The sequence below is a fragment of the Klenkia terrae genome (assembly GCF_900491935.1).
In the GTDB taxonomy this organism is placed as follows: Bacteria; Actinomycetota; Actinomycetes; order Mycobacteriales; family Geodermatophilaceae; genus Klenkia; species Klenkia terrae.
Genome location: NZ_UEXK01000004.1, coordinates 2,806,309 through 2,824,852 on the forward strand (window position 1 = coordinate 2,806,309; position 18,544 = coordinate 2,824,852).

The window sequence follows — 18,544 nt, forward strand, 5'->3', positions numbered from 1 at the left end:
CCGCGGTGGCGTGTCCGAGCGGCCGAAGGGTCCCGCCTCGAAAGCGGGTGAGGTGAAAGCCTCCGTGGGTTCAAATCCCACCGCCACCGCCGGCACGAGAGGGCGGCACCCCACGCGGGGTGCCGCCCTCTCGTCGTCTCAGCCGGTGACCGCGGCCTCGACCGAGCCCGCCAGCCGGCGCAGCTGCCCCTGCAGGTCGAGGGTCTCCCCGGGGTCCAGCCCCATCGCCGTCCGGACGGCGCCCTGCACGTCGTGCGCGGCGCCGCGCAGTGCGTCGCCCTGCGGGGTCAGCGCGATCGACACCGACCGCTCGTCGTCCGACCGTCGGGTGCGGGCCAGCAGGCCCTTGGCCTCCAGCCGCTGCAGCAGCGGGGTGAGGGTGCCGTAGTCCAGGTGCAGGGACCCCGCGATGTCCTTGATGGGCAGCGGCCCGCGGCGCCAGAGCAGCACCAGCACCAGGTACTGCGGGTAGGTCAGGTCCAGGTCGGCGAGCAGCCGTCGGTAGAGCGCGGTGACCGCCCGGGAGGCCGCGTACAGGTCGAAGCAGAGCAGCTCGGACAGCTCGGCGGCGTCGTCGTCCATGGCGTGATCATCCCAGCTGGGTCGGACGGGAAGAAACCTCGTGCGCGAGGTACTTTACGCGGCAGGGACCGCACCCCGCGGTCCGCACAGGAGGGCACCCCATGACGACCCTGACCGTCGGCACCGAGAACGGCGCACCCGTCGAGCTGTACTACGAGGACCACGGGGCCGGCCGGCCCGTCGTGCTGATCCACGGCTGGCCGCTGTCGGGCCGCTCCTGGGAGGCCCAGGTGCCCGCGCTGGTCGAGGCAGGCCACCGGGTCATCACCTACGACCGCCGCGGGTTCGGCAAGTCCTCGCAGCCGTGGGAGGGCTACGACTACGACACCTTCGCCGCGGACCTGCACACGCTGATCGAGCACCTGGACCTGCGCGAGGTCACCCTGGTCGGCTTCTCGATGGGCGGCGGCGAGGTCGCCCGCTACGTCGGCACCTACGGCACCGACCGGATCGCCAAGGCGGTGTTCGCCGCCGCCGTCCCGCCGTTCCTGGGGAAGTCCGACGAGAACCCGGACGGCGCGCTGGACGCCGCGACGGTGCAGTCGTTCCTGGACGCCATCCGCAGCGACCGGGTCGCCTTCGTGGACGGCTTCGCCAGCAACTTCTTCGACGCGAAGGGGGAGCAGACGGTGAGCCAGGCCGTCCGCGACCACTCCGCCGACATCGCCGCCTACGCCTCGCCGAAGGGCACCTACGACTGCGTCGTCGCCTTCTCCGGCACCGACTTCCGCCGCGACCTGGAGGCCTTCACCATCCCGGTGCTGGTCCTGCACGGTGACTCCGACGCCGTGGTGCCCTTCGAGGCCAGCGGCCAGCGCACCGCCGCCGCCATCCCCGGCGCGCAGACCGTCGTGATCGAGGGCGGCCCGCACGGGGTCAACGCCTCGCACCCGGCGGAGTTCAACGCGGCGCTGCTGGACTTCCTGGCCCGCTGACGCACCGGTCGGGCCCGGGGTGCTGCCCCGGGCCCGACCCGGTCAGAGCGGGATGTCCCGGTCCATGAGCAGGGTGCCGTCGGGGCCCTCGACCAGGGTGAACTGGTGCTGCTCGACCTGCTCCTCGTCGTCCTCGACGAAGGTCACCTGCGCGGTGGCGACCAGCGAGCCGTCGGTGGCGCTGACCGGGCCGAGGACGACCTCGTCGAAGCGCTTCCAGAACGACTTGTAGTTGCCCCGGCTCGACACCCCCTGCAGCGTCGGGCCGGTCAGGCCGTAGGCGCTGTCCGGGTCGTCGGGCAGCAGCGCGTAGTAGTCGGTGACGAACTGCGACACCTCGGCGGCGGTGACCACGTCGGGTTCGGTGGTCGGCGCCTCCGTCGTGGTCGGCGGTGCGCTGGTCGTCTGCTCCGCCGTGGTGGGCGGTGCCACGGCCGGGGGCGGCGCGTCGGTCGTGGTCGTCGCGGTGGTGGTGGTGGGGGCGGCCGCCGTCCCGCTGCCGGTGTCCCGCAGCGCGAGCCACGTCCCGCCGCCGGCCAGCACCAGCACGGCCACCAGCGCGGCGAGGACCAGCGGCGTCCGGGACCGGCGCCGGGCCGGGCGCACCGGCGGGTCGAACTGCCCGGCGGCGACCCGGTACAGCTGCTCCAGGGAGTTGCCGCTGCTGCCGAAGGGCGGGTCGCCCTCCAGGGCGGTGAATAGCGTGGCGCCCAGCGACCAGACGTCGCCGGCCGCGCCGGGCTCCTCGCCGCGGGCCACCTCGGGGGACAGGAAGGCCGGGGTGCCGGTGACCATGCCGGTCTGGGTCAGCCGGACGTCGCCGGTGGCGTGCGAGATGCCGAAGTCGGTGATCTTGACCAGGCCCTCGAGCCGGTCGCCCTCACCCACGAGCACGTTGCCGGGCTTCACGTCCCGGTGCACGATCCCGGCGGCGTGCGTGGCCACCAGGGCGTCGGCCAGCTGGGCGCCGATCTGGGCGACCTGCTGCACCGGCAGCACGCCGTCGGCGGACAGCACCGCAGCCAGGCTGCGCGAGGGCAGGTGCTCCATGACCAGCCACGGCGAGCCGCCGTCGTCGACCACGTCGTAGACGCTGATCGCGTGCGGGTGGGTGATCCGGGCGGCGATCCGGCCCTCGCGCATCGTGCGGGCCCGCTGCTCGGCCGCGGCCTCCGGCGATACGCCGACCGGCAGCACGACCTGCTTGACCGCGACCTGCCGACCCAGCCGTTCGTCGGTGGCCAGCCAGACCGCACCCATGCCGCCGCCGGCGATGCGGCTGTCGAGGCGGTAGCGGCCGGCCACCCGGTACCCCGGTCCGACCTCGGCGGGGGTCGTCACCGCCGGGACGCTACCGCCGTCCGGACGCAGGCGCGCCGTAGCGGCGGGCGTACTCGGCCTGCGCCCCCTCGGGCAGCGCGTCGAACAGCTCGCCGAGCTCCGTCGCCGTGCCGGTGGGCAGGTCGTCGAACAACCGGTCCCAGGTCGGGGGCTCGTCGTAGCTGCGGGTGAGCAGCAGCTCCCAGGCCCGCGACTGCCGGTCCCGCTGGTCCCGGCCGGCCGCGGTGCGGGTGAAGAACAGGTCCTGCGCGGCGTCCTTCTCCGCCCGGGTGGCGTCGTCGGGCAGGCCCGCGGGGTCGGTCGTGGTCAAGGCGGCGACGATCGCGTCGACCACCTCGGGGCGGATCGGGTGGGGGGCGGTCATCGGTGTGCTCCACGGGTCCGGACGGGTCGTGGGCTGATCGTGCCCGGTCCGCCGCAGGCCCACCACCAGGGACGACGAGCCGTCGCGGTACCGCAACGGGACCTCTCCCAGGCCCTACCGTGTCCCCGGATCACTGCCCGTCGGGCGGTCGGGGGAGCAGCACGACGAGGAGCACGACCATGGGCGAGATCAAGACGGCCACGAACCGGCCGGCCCGGCCCGGCAAGGCGGTCAGCCGCCGCAACCGGATGGCCCGCCCGGCGCCCGGGGCGCACGCGGTCCGCCGGCAGCGCCCGGTGCTCACCCCCACCTTCTCCCAGAAGCTGCGCTACCGGTTCGACAACGCCCTGGCCAAGGGCCCGACCGTGGTCATCGGCTGGCTGGCCGCGCTGACGTTCGGCATCTTCGTCGTCTTCGGCATCATCTTCTGGGCGTTCAGGGTGGACGGGATCAACGGCGGGCCGCCGGTGCCGAACCCGGTCGAGGGCGTCTGGCAGGCGATGCTGCGGGTGGTCGACGCCGGCACCTTCGCCGGGGACGCCGACTGGCCGGTCCGCCTGCTCTCCTTCGTGGTCACCCTGGCCGGCATCTTCATCGCCGGCAGCCTGATCGGCCTGATCGCCAACGGCGTGGACCAGCGGATCGAGGGCCTGCGCAAGGGCCGCTCCGACGTGCTGGAGACCGGGCACACCGTCGTCCTGGGGTGGTCACCGCGGATCGCGGCCATCGTGACCGAGCTGGTGATCGCCAACTCCAGCGAGAAGGACGCCGCGGTGGTGATCCTGGGCGCCGAGGACAAGACGACCATGGAGGACGCCCTGTCCGCCGCGGTCCGCGACACCGGCAGCACCCGGGTGGTCTGCCGCTCCGGCTCCCCGGCGAAGGCCGACGACCTGCGCATGGTGAACCTGCTCGGTGCCCGCTCGGTGATCGTGATGGCGGCCGGGTCCGGCGACGCCGACGCGATCAAGGCCGTGCTGGCCATCAAGACGATCGACCCCGACTTCCGCGGGCCCCGGGTGGTCGCCGAGATCGCCGACCCGGTCTACGCCGCCAGCATCCAGACCCTGACCGACCAGAAGGTCGTGACGGTGAACTCCGACCACGTCATCGCCGAGATCACCGCGCAGTCCTGCCGGCAGTCCGGGCTGTCGCAGGTGCTGCGCGACCTGCTGGACTTCGACGGCGACGAGGTCTACTTCGCGCCGTTCCCCGAGCTCACCGGGCACACCTACGCCGACGCGCTGACCGCCTTCGAGTCCGCCTCCCTGCTCGGGCTGGCGCACGCCGACGGCTCGGTCGAGGTCAACCCGCCCGGCACCCGGGTCCTCGTCGAGGGCGACGAGGTCATCGCGGTGGCCGAGGACGACTCCACGTTCACCTGCACCGGCGTCCGGGCCGTCGAGCCCGCGCTGCCCCTGCTGGCCACCGACGAGGTGCTCCCACCCACCCACCTGGTGGTGGTGGGCTGGTCGGTGCTCGGCCCCAAGGTGGTCCGGGAGATCGACCAGTTCGCGGTCGAGGGCACGGTCGTGGACGTCGTCGTCGACCCCTCGCTGGTGGACCCCGCCGACGTGGTGGTCCCCGATCTGCGGCACAGCGAGCTGCGGGTCTTCGCCTCCACCGCCGGGCCCGAGGAGCTGGCCGCGCTGGTCGCCGACCAGACCTACGACCAGGGCATCGTGCTCAGCTACCGGGACGCGGTCGAGGCCGCCGACGGCGACGCCCGCACCCTGCTCACGCTGCTCGCGCTGCGCCGGGTGTGGCCGGCCGGCGGGGACCGGGCCGTGCGGATCGTCGCCGAGGTGCTCGAGCGGGACGACGTCGAGCTGGCCCAGGCCGGCGGCGTGGACGACTGGATCGTCAGCGACGAGGTCACCAGCCTGATGCTCGCCCAGCTCTCGGAGCGGACCGAGCTGGCCCAGGTGTTCCTGGACCTGTTCTCCCCGGACGGCGCCCGGCTGACCTTCCGGCCGGCGCACCGCTACGTCGGCACCGAGGCCGTCCCCTTCGCCTCGGTGGTCGCCGCCGGTGCGCTGCGGGACGAGTCGGTGCTGGGCTGGCGGGTCGCCGCGACCGGGTCGGTGCACCTCAACCCGCCCAAGTCCACCGCCGTCTCCCTGGTCGCCGAGGACCAAGTGCTGGTGGTGGAGAGCCGGGGCTGAACCGCTCCGCGCCGCCCGGTAGTCTGGCCGGCGCACGTTGGAGGATTCGCCTAGTGGCCTATGGCGCTCGCTTGGAAAGCGGGTTGGGTGCAAGCCCTCGGGAGTTCGAATCTCCCATCCTCCGCAGGTAGAGCCCGGCCACCGCGCCGAGCATGAGCAGGCCCCCCACCAGTGCGGTGGGGGCCAGCCGCTCGCCGAGCAGGCCGGTGGCCAGCGCCGTCGCCGCCAGCGGCTCGAGCAGCGTCACGATCGACACCACCGCCGCGGGCACCGTCCGCACCCCGGTGAAGAACAGGCCGTAGGCCAGCGCGGTGGGCACCGCGCCCAGGTAGAGCAGCAGGCCCAGGGCGAGCGGGTCGGCGGTGAGGTCCAGCCCGGCGGCCAACGCCACCGGGGTCAGCAGCAGCGCGCCGACGGCGAAGCCGACCGTCGTCGTCGGCACCCCGGCCGGCACCCGGGACGACGTCAGCACCACCGCGGCGTAGGCCACCGCGCAGCCCAGCGCGGTCAGCGCGCCGAGGACGACGGACCGTCCGCCGGCGTCGGCCGAGACGCCCACCAGCAGCACCAGCCCGACCAGGGCCACCGCCAGCGCCACCACCGTGGCCCGGTCCGGGCGGCCGTGGCCCAGCAGCGTCCCGCCCACCGCGATCAGCAGCGGGGCCGCACCCAGGGCGACCAGCGTCGCGATGGACACCCCCGCGGTGCCGACGGCGAGGAAGTAGGCCGACTGGTAGATCGCCAGCCCGGCGCCGACCAGGACCAGCCGGCCGACCGAGCCGCGGGTGCCCAGCGGCCGGCGGCGGGCCAGGTGCAGCCCGACGAGGACGACGGCGCCGATCGCCATGCGGTGCCAGGCGACGTCCAGCGGGTCCAGGTCGCTGCTGCGCAGGACGGCGTCACCGGCCACCCCGGAGGTGCCCCAGCACAGCGCCGCCAGGACGACGAGGGCGAAGCCGCGGGTCGAGGTGCTCACGCGGGCCATCATCACGACGGTGTCGACCGGGTTCCCGCTGCGGTCCTCTAGACTCTCCGGCAGACCCCTCGTGCGGCGTCATCCTGTGAACCTCCCCAGGGCCGGAAGGCAGCAAGGATAAGCGGGCTCTGGCGGGTGTGCGGGGGGTCCCTTGCGTCTCCGGGCCCGCTCACCGCAGCAGGAAGTGCAGCGCCCGGGCGGCCCGGTCGGGCTCGGGCTGCTCGCCGACGATGCGCTCCACGTAGACGAAGCCCTCGACCACCCGGACCACCAGGAACGCCAGGTCCGGGAGCGGGTAGCCGGCGTCCAGGTGGCCGGCCCGCTGCTCGCGCTCGAGCAGGTCCTCGACGGCGCCGATGATCCGGCGCTGGAAGTCGTGGTCGCGCCGGGTCAGCACCCGCAGCGCCGTCTCGTGCTCGCGCTCGAGGAAGGCGCGCATGCCCGGGTGCTCGACGGTCAGCCGGACGAAGTCCGCCATCGCGTCGGCCACCCGGGCACCGCCGAGGCCGGGGGCGCGGTCGTAGCACCCGGCCAGGGTGGGTGCGGTCAGCGACCAGACGACCTCGGTGAGCACCGCCGTCCGGTTGCCCAGCCAGCGGTGCACGGTCACCCGGTTGACGCCCAGCTCGGCCGCGACGTCCGAGAGCTCGACCCGGTGCCCGGCGACGAACCGCCGCCGGGCCACCCGGAAGGCCTCGACGGCGGTCGGCGGGGCGTCCCGGGTCACCGGATGCCGTCCCAGGCCGCCCTCTCCACGCCGTCCGGGTCGTCGACCACGGTGAGCTGCTCGGTGAGCAGCCCGGTGGTCCGGGTGTCGGCGGTGTAGGGCGCCCAGCCGGGGTCGCCGTCGCGCACGAAGGCGACCCAGACGCCGCGCGCGGTCGCCACCACGTCCGCCGACGGGGCGGCACCGGCCAGCGGCCGGGCCGAGGGCAGGTGCGCGGTGCCGAAGACGTAGGGGATCTCCACCGCGTGCGCGGCCCCGAGCCCGCCGTTGTCGGCCGGCGACGGGCGGTCGAACCGGTACGCCCAGGTGGTCCCGCCGCCGGCCGCGCGGGCCTCGGCGTGCCGGATGGCGGGGACGGCGAAGAACCAGTCGGTGACCACGGCGGCCATCACGTCGCCGGGGGAGGCGTCGGGCCGGTTGCCCCGGTAGAGCGCGAGGCCCTCGGGGGAGAGCCCGTAGGCCGCCGCACCCCCGGCCAGCGTCGGCTCGTCGACCAGGTCGATGGCGCCCGGCGCGACCAGGAAGAGCCGGGCCTCGTCGCGGTTGGAGCCCACCAGGACCTTCACCCCCGACGCGGCGCCGGCCGCGAACGCCTCCAGCGGGTGGGCGGGGAGCACGGTGCCGTCGACCACAGGGGCGAAGGGCAGCAGGCTCAGCGCCAGCGAGCCCCACTTCGCCGGGTCCGGCGCGGTCTGCACCTCGACCACCAGGTCCGAGGCCGCCTTGACCAGGAGGTCCAGCTCGACGCCGGCGATCGCCTCCCGGGTCGGGGCGACGCCGAGCGCCTCGGCCAAGGTCGCGGCGACGGTGGCACCGGTCTCCGGGGTGAGGGTGTGCGCGGCCGCCCCGGACTGCGTGATGGCCTGGGCGAACAACCCCTCCGCCGACGGCATGGCCAGCAGCGTGGTCACGCTCATGGCACCCGCGGACTCCCCGGCGACGGTCACCCGGGTCGGGTCACCGCCGAACCCGGCGACGTTGTCGCGGACCCAGCGCAGTGCGGCCACCTGGTCCTGCAGGCCCAGGTTCGCCGTGCCCGCCGCGGCGTCGCCGTCGACGTACAGGAAGCCCTCGGCGGCCAGCCGGTAGTTGATCGTCACGCAGACCACGCCGTCCCGGGCAAAGGCGGTGCCGTCGTACTCCAGCACCGACCCGGAGCCGTTCATGAACGAGCCGCCGTGGATCCAGACCAGCACCGGCAGCGCCCCCCCGCCGACGGCGTCGGTCGGCGTCCAGACGTTGAGGTTCAGGCACTCCTCGCCGGGGATGGACTGCTCGGGCAGGAGCGGCTGGTACTGCGGCGGGTAGTCGCCCTTGGGCACGGTCGGGCCGTAGGCCGAGGCGTCCCGGACGCCGTCCCACGGCCGGACCGGCCCGGGCGGCGCCATCCGCCGGTCACCGAACGGTGCCGCCGCGAACGGCACGCCGAGGAACCGGCTGACCCCGTCCTCGTCGACCCCGCGGACCACGCCACCATCGACCCGTACGTCCATCGCCGTCTCCTTCGTTGCAACACCTGCCCGATGTGTTGCACTGTGGCCCTGGTCACGTACCTGGGTCAAGACTGTGCGTCGCACAGGAGCGGCACAGGTTCGACTGCTTCACTGCATGAACGTTCAAGCAGAGGAGATCGCATGCCCAGCCGACGTATGTGGATCATCGCCGGGACCGTCGTGGGGGTGGTCGCGGTCGGTGCCGTCGCCGGCCCGCTGGTCTACGCCGCACTCCAGGAGGACGCGCCCCCGGCCACGACCGTGCAGGCGCAGGACTCCGACGCGCCGCTGACCGACGTCACCGACGGCACCTGGACCATCGGGGCCGGTTCGTCGGCCGGGTACCGGGTCGACGAGGTGCTCAACGGGGACGACGTCACCGTCGCCGGCACCACCGACCAGGTCACCGGCTCGCTGGTGGTCTCCGGCGGGGACCTGCAGTCGGCCGAGGTCGACGTGGACATGGCCTCGGTGGCCACCGACAGCGGTCGTCGGGACTCCTACTTCCGGGACAACGTGATCGACGTGGCGGCCAACCCCACGGCGACCTTCGCGGTGACCCAGGCCGTCGACCTGCCCGAGCTGACCGGTACCCCGGTCACCGTGCCGGTCGCCGGCGAGCTGAGCGTGCACGGGGTCACCCAGCAGGTCACGGTCGACCTCTCGGTCGTCCGGACCGCCCAGGGCGTCGAGGCCTCGGGGTCGATCCCGGTCACCTTCGCCGACTACGACGTGACGCCCCCGGACCTGGGCTTCGTCTCCGTCGAGGACACCGGGTCGGTCGAGTTCTTCCTCGTGCTCACCCAGTAGGGCTGTGGGTGGGTGCCCGTAGCCTCGTGCCGTGGCTCTGGCGCTCTACCGCAAGTACCGGCCGGCGACCTTCGCCGAGGTCGTCGGGCAGGAGCACGTCACCACCCCGTTGGTCAACGCCGTCGACGGCGGCCGGATCAACCACGCCTACCTGTTCAGCGGTCCGCGCGGGTGCGGGAAGACCTCGTCCGCGCGGATCCTGGCCCGGTCGCTGAACTGCGAGCAGGGCCCGACGTCCATCCCGTGCGGGGTGTGCGTCTCCTGCGTGGCGCTGGCGCCCGACGGGCCGGGCTCGATCGACGTGATCGAGATCGACGCGGCCAGCCACGGCGGTGTGGACGACGCCCGGGACCTGCGGGAGCGGGCCTTCTTCGCCCCGGTGCACAGCCGCTACAAGGTCTACATCGTCGACGAGGCCCACATGGTCACGACGGCGGGCTTCAACGCGCTGCTCAAGGTGGTGGAGGAGCCGCCGGAGTTCCTGGTGTTCGTCTTCGCCACCACGGAGCCCGAGAAGGTGCTGCCGACCATCCGGTCGCGCACCCACCACTACCCGTTCCGCCTGGTGCCCCCGGGCGTGCTGCGCCAGCTGCTGGAGTCCACCTGCGAGCGGGAGGGCGTGACCGTCGAGCCGACGGTCTTCCCGCTGGTGGTGCGGGCCGGCGGCGGCTCGGTGCGCGACTCGCTGTCGATCCTGGACCAACTGCTGGCCGGCGCCGGGCCCGAGGGCGTCACCTACCGCACGGCGGTGGGCCTGCTCGGGGTCACCGACGACGCGCTGCTCGACGAGACCGTCGACGCCGGCGCCGCGCACGACGCGCCCGGGGTCTTCCAGGCCGTCGACCGGGTCGTCGAGGCCGGCCACGACCCCCGCCGGTTCGCCACCGACCTGCTCGACCGGATGCGCGACCTGATCGTGCTGGAGGCCGTCCCCGAGGCCGGCGGCAACGGGCTGCTGGACTGCCCGCCCGACCGGCTGGACCTGATGAGCCGCCAGGCCATGGCGCTGGGCCAGGCCACCCTGTCCCGGCTGGCCGACATCGTGCACGAGGGCCTGACCNCCGCTGCCCCGGCGGCAGCGCCCGAGAGCCCGGCCCCCGTGGCCCGGCCTGCCGTCCCTGCCGCGGAGGCCCCTGCCGCCGCGACGGAGACCCCCGCTCCCGAAGCGCAGACCCCCGCTCCTGCGTCGCCGGACCCTGCCCCCGCGGCGAAGGCTCCCGCGGCGGACGGCCCCGCGACGGACGGCCCCGCGACGGCTGCCCCGGCGGCTGAGCGGCCGGTTGCCGCTCCGATCGCCGAGCCCGCGGCGCAGGAACCCCCCGCGGAGGAGGACGGCTGGCCGGTGACGGCCACCCCGGGTTCCCCACCGGCGCGACCCGCGACGAAGGCCCCCGCGGCCGAGGTGGACGGGTGGCCGGTCACGACGGCGCCGGGTTCCGCCGCGCCGCAGCGGTCGGGAGCCGCGGCGGCTGCGCCCGCGCGCCCGGCCGCCGACCCGCCGGCCCGCCCGCGGGTCGCCGCCGCCACCGACGAGCCCGACATCCCGCTCCCGCCCGAGCCGACCGACGACGAGGACTGGCCGCAGCCCAGCCGCCCGGCCGCGGCGGCCACCTCGGCGCCCACGCCGGCACCGGCGTCCACCCCGGCGCCGGCGGCACGGCCCGAGCCGCGCGCTGCCGCCGAGTCCTCGCCCACCCCGCGCGGGGGCGAGCCGATGCCGCTGGTGTCGGCCAACCCGCCCGAGGAGGAGGCGGCAGCCGGCGACGGCGAGCTGACCACCGCCGACGTCCGCCGGATCTGGCCCGAGCTGATGAAGGTGGTGCGCGGCCGCAAGCGCACCACCGAGGGGCTGATGAAGAGCGCCCAGGTGCACGGGCTGGCCAACGGCACCCTGACCATGTCGTTCACCTCGCCGGCGCTGGCCAAGATGATGGGCGACGAGCTGAACCGGGAGATCGTCCGGGCCTCGCTGGAGGAGCTGCTCGGTGTCCGCTGGAAGGTCGCGACGATCGTGGACGCCCCGGGTCAGCCGGCCGCCGGTGCGCCGCCGGTCGCCCCCGAGGTGGCCCGCGCCGCCGCCCGGGCCGCCGAGAGCGCCGAGGCCGACGAGCTGATGGCCGAGCGGGCCGCCGACACCGGGTCGACCGAGGGCGCCCCGCCGCCGGTGGACCCCGAGCAGACCGCGCTCCAGCTGCTCCGCACCCAGCTGGGCGCCCACCCCATCACCTGACGGCTCCCGCCGCGACGAGACCGGGCCCACCGATGCCTCCCTGGACGGGAGGCAGCGATGGGCCCGGGGTGATCAGTTGCTAGTGCGCCATGACCGGGGCGGCGTCGGGGTCGCGCTCCACCGCACCGTGCGGCAGGAGGAGGCCGCAGACCACCGCGCCGACCGCGAAGATGCCGGCCGACCAGGCGAACACCGTGGTGTAGCTGGACACCGAGGCCTGCAGCAGCGCAGCCGGGTCGGACGGGTCGACGCCGACCAGCGCGTCGGTGGCGGCGGCCGCGGCCAGCGCCGAGAGCACCGCGGTGGCGATGGAGCCACCGATCTGCTGGAAGGTGTTCACCGCGGCCGAGGCCACGCCGGCGTCGTCGGACCGCACCCCCTGGGTGGAGGCGGCGAACGCCGGGGCGATCACCAGGCCGATGCCGAGGCCGACCACGACGAGGCCGGGGAAGACGCCGGTCCAGTAGTCGCTGTCCACGTCCAGGGTGGTGAGGATCAGCATGCCCAGGGCGCCGACGACGAAGCCGACGGCGACCGGGACCCGCACGCCGACCCGGTCGACCAGTGCCGGCGCGGTCTGCGCGGCGATGGTCAGCGCGACGATCATCGGCAGGAAGGCGACGCCGGTGGGCAGCGGCTCGTAGCCCAGCACCTGGGTGAGGAAGTAGGTCAGGAACAGGAAGACGCCGAACATCCCGGCGCCGACCAGCCCGACGGCGACGTAGGCACCGCCGCGGGTCCGGTCGGTGAGCACGCGCATCGGCAGCAGGGGGTGCGCCACCCGGGTCTCGACGACGACGAACGCGGCCAGCAGCACGACGCCGGCGACGATGAAGCCCAGGGTGGACGTCGCCGTCCAGCCGTCGGTCTCCGCGCTGGCCAGCCCGTAGACCAGCGAGACGAGGCCGGCGACCGAGAGCAGCGCGCCGGGGACGTCGAGGCCGGGTGCGCCGGCGGCGCGGGTGCCGCGGCGGGGCAGGAACACCAGCGCGCCGACGACGGCGACCACGGCGATCGGCACGTTCACGTAGAGGCACCAGCGCCAGGACAGGTACTCGGTCAGCGCGCCGCCGAGGATCAGCCCGATGGCGCCGCCGGCCCCGGAGATGGCGCCGAAGATCGCGAACGCGCGGCCGCGCTCCTTGCCGTCGGTGAACGTGACGGTCAGCAGGGACAGGGCGGCGGGGGCCAGCATGGCGCCGAAGACGCCCTGGGCGCCGCGGGCGGCGACCAGCACGCCGAAGCCGTCGGCGGCGCCGCCGACGGCCGAGGCGAGCGCGAAGCCGACCAGGCCGACGAGGAAGACGGGCTTGCGGCCGACCAGGTCGGCCAACCGGCCGCCGACCAGCAGCAGCGAGCCGAAGGCCAGCGCGTAGGCGGTGACGATCCACTGCCGGCTGTCGTTGCCGAAGCCGAGGTCGGCCTGGGCGGTGGGCAGCGCGATGTTCACGATCGTGGCGTCCAGCACCACCATCAGCTGGGCGATCGCGACGACGCCGAGCACCAGCCAGCGGCGCCGGTCGGTGCGGTCCGGTGCCGGACCCGGGCGGGCCGGGGTCTCGGTCGTGCTGGTCATGCGTCCTCCGAAGGAAGTGGAACGGTCTTTCCGGTTCTCCGGAGACGCTAGCAACAGAAACGGAGAGGTTGTTCCGCTTCGGCTACGATGGCGTCATGTCCTCCGTCACGTCCGCCGGCACCGCCGTCCGGCCGCTGCGCAAGGACGCCGAGCGGAACCGGGCGCTGATCCTGGGCGCCGCCCGCGAGGTCTACGCCGCGCAGGGCCTGGACGCCGGCTTCGACGAGATCGCCCGGGCGGCCGGGGTCGGCGTCGGCACGGTCTACCGGCGCTTCCCCGAGCGCGGCGACCTGGTCGAGGCCCTGTTCGAGCAGGAGATCGACGCCGTGGTGGCCCGGGTCGAGCAGGCCGCCGCCGACCCGGACCCCTGGCGCGGGCTGGGCGACTTCCTGCGCTGGGGCGCCGAGGCGCAGGCGGCCGACCGCGGGCTGGCCCAGGTGCTGGCCGCCGCCGGCCGCGGGCACGAACGCGTCGCCGCCGGCCGGGACCGGCTGCGCCCCGCGGTCGAGGCGCTGGTCCGGCACGCCCAGCAGGCCGGGGTGCTCCGCGACGACGTCACCGAGGTGGACCTCGGGATCGCGCTGGCGATGATCAGCCAGCTCGGCGACGCCGGCAGCTCGGACCTGCGCGACCGGTACGTGACCCTGGTGCTCGACGGCCTGGCGGTGCGCCGGGACGGGCCCACCCCGCTGCCGCCCGCCCAGCCGTCGGAGGACGACCTGGCCTGCGTCGTCGCCCCCGCCCGCCGGCACCGCTGAGCGCTCAGCGGCCCAGGAAGGTGAGCACCCCCGCGGCGAGCTGCTGGGCGAGGGCCTGCCGGCCGGCCTCGCCGCTCATCAGGGCGGCGTCGGCGGCGTTGCGCATGTTTCCGCACTCCACGTAGACCGCCGGCACCGTGTTCAGGTTCAGCCCGGCCAGGTCGCCGCGGACGTCCAGCCCGTCGGTGCCCAGGTAGTCGCTCACCGGTTCCACGGCGGTGAGCGCGTCGCGCAGCAGAAGGACCCCCTCGCTCCCCACCACTCGCAAGCTCGCAGCGGGCCCCTACGAGGGGGCCGGGACGTGGAAGCCCCGCGACCCCGCGGCCGCGCCGTCCCCGTGGATGCCGACGAACGCCGCCGCCCCGACCTGCGCCCCCAGCTGCCCGCGGACGTCGACGCACGGACCCACCCCGGTGTCGTCGTCCCGGGTGAGCACGATCTGGACGCCGGCCGCCACCAGGAGATCGCGCACCCGCAGCGCGGTGTCCCAGGTGAAGGCGTGCTCGGCGTACCCGGCGTCGGTCGAGGTCCCGGTGGTGTTGCACGGCTTGGTCCCGCCGGTGCCGTCGGGCACCGGGGCGCCGATCACCCCCGGGGCGGCCGCGTTGCCCCCGTTGTGCCCCGGGTCGAGGACGACGACGGGCGCGGGGGCGGCCGGGGTGGTGGGGGCAGGGGCCTCGGTGGTGGTCGGCGCCGGCGTGGTCGGGGGCGTCGTCGGGGGGACGGCGCTGCTCGTCGTCCGGGCGGTCGTGGTGGTCGACGGCGCGGCCGCGGGGGAGGGATCACCGCCGCACCCGGCAAGGAGCAGGGCCGTCGTCACCAGGAGGACCGCTGCTCGCCGCACACCGCGCAGCGTCGCACGGGCCTGTCGGACCCACGGCATACCCTCGGGTGCATGCGACCCGGTGGACAGCCCGACATGCAGCAGCTCATGAAGCAGGCCCAGAAGATGCAGCAGCAGCTCGCGGCCGCGCAGGAGCAGCTGGCCCAGGCCGAGGTCACCGGCACCGCCGGCGGCGGCATGGTGACCGCGACGATGACCGGCAGCGGCGAGCTCACCGCGATCGCCATCTCGCCCCAGGCGGTCGACCCCGACGACGTCGAGACGCTGCAGGACCTCGTGGTGGCCGCGGTGCGCGACGCCAACCGGGCGGCCGGCGAGCTGACCCAGTCGACCATGGGCCCGCTGGCCGGGGGCATGGGCGGGATGGGCCTGCCCGGCTTCTGACCGGTCCGGGACCAGGAGACCACCCGTGTACGAAGGCGCCGTCCAGGACCTGATCGACGAGCTCGGCCGGCTGCCCGGCGTCGGGCCCAAGAGCGCGCAGCGCATCGCGTTCCACCTGCTGGCCGCCGACGCCGCCGACGTCGTGCGGCTGGTGGCCTCGCTGCAGCGCGTGCAGGCCGAGGTCCGGTTCTGCGTGACCTGCTTCAACGTGGCCGAGGGCGAGCAGTGCCGCATCTGCCGCGACCCCCGGCGCACCCTCGACGTGATCTGCGTGGTCGAGGAGCCCAAGGACGTCGTGGCCATCGAGCGCACCCGCGAGTTCAAGGGCCGCTACCACGTCCTCGGCGGGGCGATCAGCCCGATCGAGGGCATCGGCCCCGACGACCTCAAGGTCAAGGAGCTGATGACCCGGCTGCTCGACGGCTCGGTCACCGAGCTGATCATCGCCACCGACCCCAACCTCGAGGGCGAGGCGACCGCGGCCTACCTGGCCCGGCTGGTCTCCCCGATGGGCCTGGCGGTCTCCCGGCTGGCCAGCGGGCTGCCGGTGGGCGGTGACCTCGAGTATGCCGACGAGGTCACCCTGGGCCGCGCCTTCGAGGGCCGCCGCCGGATCTGAGCCTCAGGCCCAGGGCAGCGAGCTGCGGGTGGACCAGTAGGTCTCGGGGGCCTCGGCGAGGTCGGGCAGGTCGACGACCAGTCCACGGGCGGCGGCGTTCGAGCGCAGCTGGTCCGGCGTGACCGCCCCCGACAGCACGACGCCGGCCCACGGCTGGGCCAGCGCCGCGGCCAGCGCCACGGCATCGGGACCCACCCCGGCCGTGGCCGCGGCGGCCCGGACGGGGGAGTCCGCCGGCAGACCGCGGTCGGTGAGCCGGCCGTTGGCCACGCCCTCCTTGACCAGCACCCGGAACCCGGCATCCGACGCCTCGGCCAGCGCCGGGCCGACCGAGGTCTCCAGCAGGTTCCAGGTGCTCTGGACGGCGGAGAACAGCGGCCGGCCGTCGACCTCCAGGGCGACCCCGCGGCGCACGGCGTCGGCCTGCCGCGGCCCGGAGGTGGAGAACCCGAGCGGGGTGCCCGAGTCGCGCACCTCGGCCATCGCGTGCAGCAGGGCGTCGTCGTCCCACAGCGGGCTGTCGGGGGTGAGCGAGTGCACCTGGTGCAGCGCGATGCGGTCGCCGAGCAGGGCGCGGGACTCCGCCCACTGCCGGGTGAAGGTGGCCAGGTCGTGCGTCTTGACCTCGTCGGCGTCCACGGTCGGGTCGTCGGCGGTGTAGGTGTAGCCCCACTTGGTGGACACCGTGCCGGCGCCCGGCGCCGTCGGGATCCAGCCGGCCAGGAACTGCTCGGCGCGGCCGTAGGAGCGGGCGGTGTCGAACCAGGTCAGCCCGAGGTCGGCCGCGGTGTCCAGCAGCTCGTGCGCGCGGGCCTCCAGTGCGGACCACGACCGGTCGGCCGGGAGGTCGACGTCCCGGCCGAGGGTGATGTAGGCGGGGCGGCCGATCGCGGCCAGTCCGAGTCCCAGCTGCGCGTCCACGGGCGCCCATCCTGCCCGGCGCCCGGTGAGGTCTCGAATCGGTGACGATCGCCCGCCCGGGTCACACGACCGTCATGGCGGAGACCTAGGGTCTCGACAGCCGGTCCACGGGACGTCGTCCCGTCGCGGCGACGCCAGCAACGAGCTCGTCCGGCGAACACCCGCCGAGAAAGCAGGTCCTCCAGCATGCAGCGCCGATCCACCCGACGGGTGCTCGCGGCCTCCGCCGCCACCCTGACCGCCCTGTCCGTGGCCGCCTGCGGCAGCAGCGACGACAACGGGGGCGGCGGCTCCGGCGACGGCGACTCGCTGCTCATCGGCACCAGCGACAAGGTCACCACGATCGACCCGGCCGGTTCGTACGACAACGGCTCGTTCGCCGTGATGAACCAGGTCTACCCGTTCCTGATGAACACCCCGCTGGGCAGCCCGGACGTCGAGCCCGACATCGCCGAGTCCGCCGAGTTCACCTCGCCCACCGAGTACACGGTGGTGCTGAAGGACGGCCTGACCTTCGCCAACGGCAACGAGCTCACCGCCTCGGACGTCGTCTTCACGTTCGAGCGCATGGTCGCCATCAACGACCCGAACGGCCCCGCGTCCCTGCTCTACAACATGGACAGCGTCGAGGCGACCGACGACACCACCGTCGTGTTCACCCTCAAGACCGCCGACGACCAGATCTTCCCGCAGATCCTGTCCAGCCCGGCCGGCCCGATCGTGGACGAGGACGTCTTCTCCGCCGACGCGCTGACCTCCGACGACGACATCGTCGCGGGCAACGCCTTCGCCGGCCCGTACGTCATCACCGACTACGAGCTCAACACCCTGGTCTCCTACACCGCCAACCCCGACTACCAGGGGCTGCTCGGCGCACCGAAGACCGAGAACGTCGACGTGACCTACTACGCCGACGCCTCCAACCTCAAGCTCGACATCGAGCAGGGCAACATCGACGTGGCCTTCCGCAGCCTGTCGGCCACCGACATCGACGACCTGCGCGGCAACGACGACGTCGAGGTCGTGGACGGCCCCGGCGGCGAGATCCGCTACATCGTCTTCAACTTCGACACCCAGCCCTTCGGCGCGACGACCGCCGAGGCCGACCCGGCCAAGGCCCTCGCCGTCCGGCAGGCCGTGGCCGACCTGATCGACCGCCAGGAGATCGCCGACCAGGTCTACCGCGGGACCTACACCCCGCTGTACTCCTACGTCCCCGACGGCCTGACCGGCGCGGCGACCCCGCTGCAGGACATGTACGGCGACGGCGAGGGCGGCCCCGACGCCGACGCCGCAGCCCAGGCGCTGCAGGCCGCCGGCGTGCAGACCCCGGTCCAGCTGTCGCTGCAGTACTCCAACGACCACTACGGCCCGTCCTCCGGTGACGAGTACGCGCTGATCAAGGACCAGCTGGAGGCGACCGGCCTGTTCGAGGTCGACCTGCAGACCACGGAGTGGACGCAGTACTCCGAGGACCGCACCGCCGACGTCTACCCGGCCTACCAGCTCGGCTGGTTCCCGGACTACTCCGACGCCGACAACTACCTGACGCCGTTCTTCCTCCAGGAGAACTTCCTCGGGAACCACTACGACAACCAGCAGGTCAACGACCTGATCCTGCAGCAGGCCAGCACCCCGGACGCCGACGAGCGGACGGAGCTGATCGAGCAGATCCAGGACCTGGTCGCCCAGGACCTGTCCACGGTGCCCTACCTGCAGGGTGCCCAGGTCGCCGTCGTCCGGACCGGGGTCGAGGGTGTGTCGGACACCCTCGACGCCTCCTTCAAGTTCCGGTACGGCGCACTGTCCGCCGGCTGAC

The 18,544-nt window shown here is 74.2% G+C and carries 15 protein-coding genes, 2 tRNA genes, 1 other RNA gene and 2 pseudogenes; 11 read left to right on the top strand and 9 right to left on the bottom strand.

What is annotated here, in order from left to right:
- The first annotated feature begins 4 nt into the window (after positions 1-4).
- A tRNA-Ser gene (locus tag LFA75_RS14115) sits at positions 5-89 on the top strand.
- Positions 90-138: 49 nt separating this feature from the next.
- Here the strand turns inward: LFA75_RS14115 and LFA75_RS14120 are convergent.
- Positions 139-582: a MarR family winged helix-turn-helix transcriptional regulator gene (locus tag LFA75_RS14120; RefSeq protein WP_225234257.1), complete on the bottom strand. Its 444-nt coding sequence runs from the start codon at positions 580-582 to the stop codon at positions 139-141.
- A gap of 101 nt (positions 583-683) precedes the next feature.
- Between LFA75_RS14120 and LFA75_RS14125 the strand changes: the two genes are divergently transcribed.
- Complete coding sequence (locus tag LFA75_RS14125; protein ID WP_225234258.1) at positions 684-1,517, top strand: alpha/beta fold hydrolase; 834 nt, start codon at positions 684-686, stop codon at positions 1,515-1,517.
- A 42-nt stretch (positions 1,518-1,559) separates the two neighbouring features.
- Here the strand turns inward: LFA75_RS14125 and LFA75_RS14130 are convergent, their stop codons facing one another.
- Entirely contained in the window at positions 1,560-2,858 is a 1,299-nt protein-coding gene (locus LFA75_RS14130) for a serine/threonine-protein kinase (RefSeq protein WP_225234259.1), read from the bottom strand.
- Between the two features lie 10 nt (positions 2,859-2,868).
- Entirely contained in the window at positions 2,869-3,222 is a 354-nt protein-coding gene (locus tag LFA75_RS14135; protein ID WP_225234260.1) for a hypothetical protein, read from the bottom strand.
- Positions 3,223-3,401: 179 nt separating this feature from the next.
- Here LFA75_RS14135 and LFA75_RS14140 point away from each other — a divergent pair, with 179 nt between their 5' ends.
- Together LFA75_RS14140 and LFA75_RS14145 are read left to right on the top strand one after the other, a co-directional pair.
- Positions 3,402-5,387, top strand: a complete 1,986-nt coding sequence (locus LFA75_RS14140) for a CASTOR/POLLUX-related putative ion channel (protein WP_225234261.1) — start codon at positions 3,402-3,404, stop codon at positions 5,385-5,387.
- Positions 5,388-5,426: 39 nt separating this feature from the next.
- Positions 5,427-5,511: transfer RNA gene (locus tag LFA75_RS14145), tRNA-Ser, on the top strand.
- Positions 5,512-5,574: 63 nt separating this feature from the next.
- Here the strand turns inward: LFA75_RS14145 and LFA75_RS14150 are convergent.
- Positions 5,575-6,375: pseudogene (locus LFA75_RS14150) on the bottom strand (DMT family transporter); the annotation flags it as partial.
- Between the two features lie 47 nt (positions 6,376-6,422).
- Between LFA75_RS14150 and ffs the strand changes: the two are divergent.
- An RNA gene (ffs, locus tag LFA75_RS14155) (signal recognition particle sRNA small type) lies at positions 6,423-6,518 on the top strand.
- Positions 6,519-6,532: 14 nt separating this feature from the next.
- Here the strand turns inward: ffs and LFA75_RS14160 are convergent.
- Both LFA75_RS14160 and LFA75_RS14165 read right to left on the bottom strand, forming a co-directional pair.
- Positions 6,533-7,090, bottom strand: coding sequence for a QsdR family transcriptional regulator (locus LFA75_RS14160; RefSeq protein ID WP_225234262.1), 558 nt, complete (start codon positions 7,088-7,090; stop codon positions 6,533-6,535).
- Positions 7,087-8,583 (bottom strand): carboxylesterase/lipase family protein, encoded by a 1,497-nt coding sequence (locus tag LFA75_RS14165; RefSeq protein ID WP_225234263.1) that lies wholly within the window; start codon positions 8,581-8,583, stop codon positions 7,087-7,089. Before LFA75_RS14165 ends, LFA75_RS14160 begins: the two co-directional genes overlap by 4 nt.
- Positions 8,584-8,724: 141 nt before the next feature.
- Here LFA75_RS14165 and LFA75_RS14170 point away from each other — a divergent pair, with 141 nt between their 5' ends.
- Positions 8,725-9,393 carry a YceI family protein gene (locus tag LFA75_RS14170; protein ID WP_225234264.1) on the top strand — a complete coding sequence of 223 codons (669 nt, stop codon included), beginning with the start codon at positions 8,725-8,727 and terminating at the stop codon, positions 9,391-9,393.
- A gap of 31 nt (positions 9,394-9,424) precedes the next feature.
- Positions 9,425-11,623, top strand: coding sequence for a DNA polymerase III subunit gamma and tau (locus LFA75_RS14175; protein ID WP_225234265.1), 2,199 nt, complete (start codon positions 9,425-9,427; stop codon positions 11,621-11,623).
- Positions 11,624-11,702: 79 nt separating this feature from the next.
- Here LFA75_RS14175 and LFA75_RS14180 read toward each other — a convergent pair whose 3' ends face one another.
- Entirely contained in the window at positions 11,703-13,199 is a 1,497-nt protein-coding gene (locus LFA75_RS14180) for an MFS transporter (RefSeq protein WP_225234266.1), read from the bottom strand.
- Between the two features lie 95 nt (positions 13,200-13,294).
- On the opposite strand from LFA75_RS14180, the gene LFA75_RS14185 reads away from it, so the two are divergent.
- Entirely contained in the window at positions 13,295-13,957 is a 663-nt protein-coding gene (locus LFA75_RS14185; RefSeq protein WP_225234267.1) for a TetR/AcrR family transcriptional regulator, read from the top strand.
- 4 nt (positions 13,958-13,961) lie between these two features.
- On the opposite strand, the pseudogene LFA75_RS14190 reads toward LFA75_RS14185, so the two are convergent.
- A pseudogene (locus LFA75_RS14190) lies at positions 13,962-14,840 on the bottom strand (N-acetylmuramoyl-L-alanine amidase).
- 12 nt (positions 14,841-14,852) lie between these two features.
- On the opposite strand from LFA75_RS14190, the gene LFA75_RS14195 reads away from it, so the two are divergent.
- Together LFA75_RS14195 and recR are read left to right on the top strand one after the other, a co-directional pair.
- Complete coding sequence (locus LFA75_RS14195; RefSeq protein WP_225234268.1) at positions 14,853-15,185, top strand: YbaB/EbfC family nucleoid-associated protein; 333 nt, start codon at positions 14,853-14,855, stop codon at positions 15,183-15,185.
- 25 nt (positions 15,186-15,210) lie between these two features.
- Complete coding sequence (gene recR / locus LFA75_RS14200) at positions 15,211-15,804, top strand: recombination mediator RecR (protein WP_225234269.1); 594 nt, start codon at positions 15,211-15,213, stop codon at positions 15,802-15,804.
- Between the two features lie 3 nt (positions 15,805-15,807).
- On the opposite strand, the gene LFA75_RS14205 is transcribed toward recR, so the two are convergent.
- Positions 15,808-16,725: an aldo/keto reductase gene (locus LFA75_RS14205; protein WP_225234270.1), complete on the bottom strand. Its 918-nt coding sequence runs from the start codon at positions 16,723-16,725 to the stop codon at positions 15,808-15,810.
- A gap of 186 nt (positions 16,726-16,911) precedes the next feature.
- Between LFA75_RS14205 and LFA75_RS14210 the strand changes: the two genes are divergently transcribed.
- On the top strand, positions 16,912-18,543 hold the full coding sequence (locus LFA75_RS14210) for an ABC transporter substrate-binding protein (RefSeq protein ID WP_225234271.1): 1,632 nt from the start codon (positions 16,912-16,914) through the stop codon (positions 18,541-18,543).
- Position 18,544: the final 1 nt, after the last annotated feature.

What these genes read in the sequence shown, in the direction of transcription:
- LFA75_RS14120 (WP_225234257.1), bottom strand. Translation starts at nt 582, where the DNA reads ATGGACGACGACGCCGCCGAGCTGTCCGAGCTGCTCTGCTTCGACCTG.
- LFA75_RS14125 (WP_225234258.1), top strand. Translation starts at nt 684, where the DNA reads ATGACGACCCTGACCGTCGGCACCGAGAACGGCGCACCCGTCGAGCTG.
- LFA75_RS14135 (WP_225234260.1), bottom strand. Translation starts at nt 3,222, where the DNA reads ATGACCGCCCCCCACCCGATCCGCCCCGAGGTGGTCGACGCGATCGTC.
- LFA75_RS14140 (WP_225234261.1), top strand. Translation starts at nt 3,402, where the DNA reads ATGGGCGAGATCAAGACGGCCACGAACCGGCCGGCCCGGCCCGGCAAG.
- LFA75_RS14165 (WP_225234263.1), bottom strand. Translation starts at nt 8,583, where the DNA reads ATGGACGTACGGGTCGATGGTGGCGTGGTCCGCGGGGTCGACGAGGAC.
- LFA75_RS14170 (WP_225234264.1), top strand. Translation starts at nt 8,725, where the DNA reads ATGCCCAGCCGACGTATGTGGATCATCGCCGGGACCGTCGTGGGGGTG.
- LFA75_RS14180 (WP_225234266.1), bottom strand. Translation starts at nt 13,199, where the DNA reads ATGACCAGCACGACCGAGACCCCGGCCCGCCCGGGTCCGGCACCGGAC.
- LFA75_RS14185 (WP_225234267.1), top strand. Translation starts at nt 13,295, where the DNA reads ATGTCCTCCGTCACGTCCGCCGGCACCGCCGTCCGGCCGCTGCGCAAG.
- LFA75_RS14195 (WP_225234268.1), top strand. Translation starts at nt 14,853, where the DNA reads ATGCGACCCGGTGGACAGCCCGACATGCAGCAGCTCATGAAGCAGGCC.
- LFA75_RS14210 (WP_225234271.1), top strand. Translation starts at nt 16,912, where the DNA reads ATGCAGCGCCGATCCACCCGACGGGTGCTCGCGGCCTCCGCCGCCACC.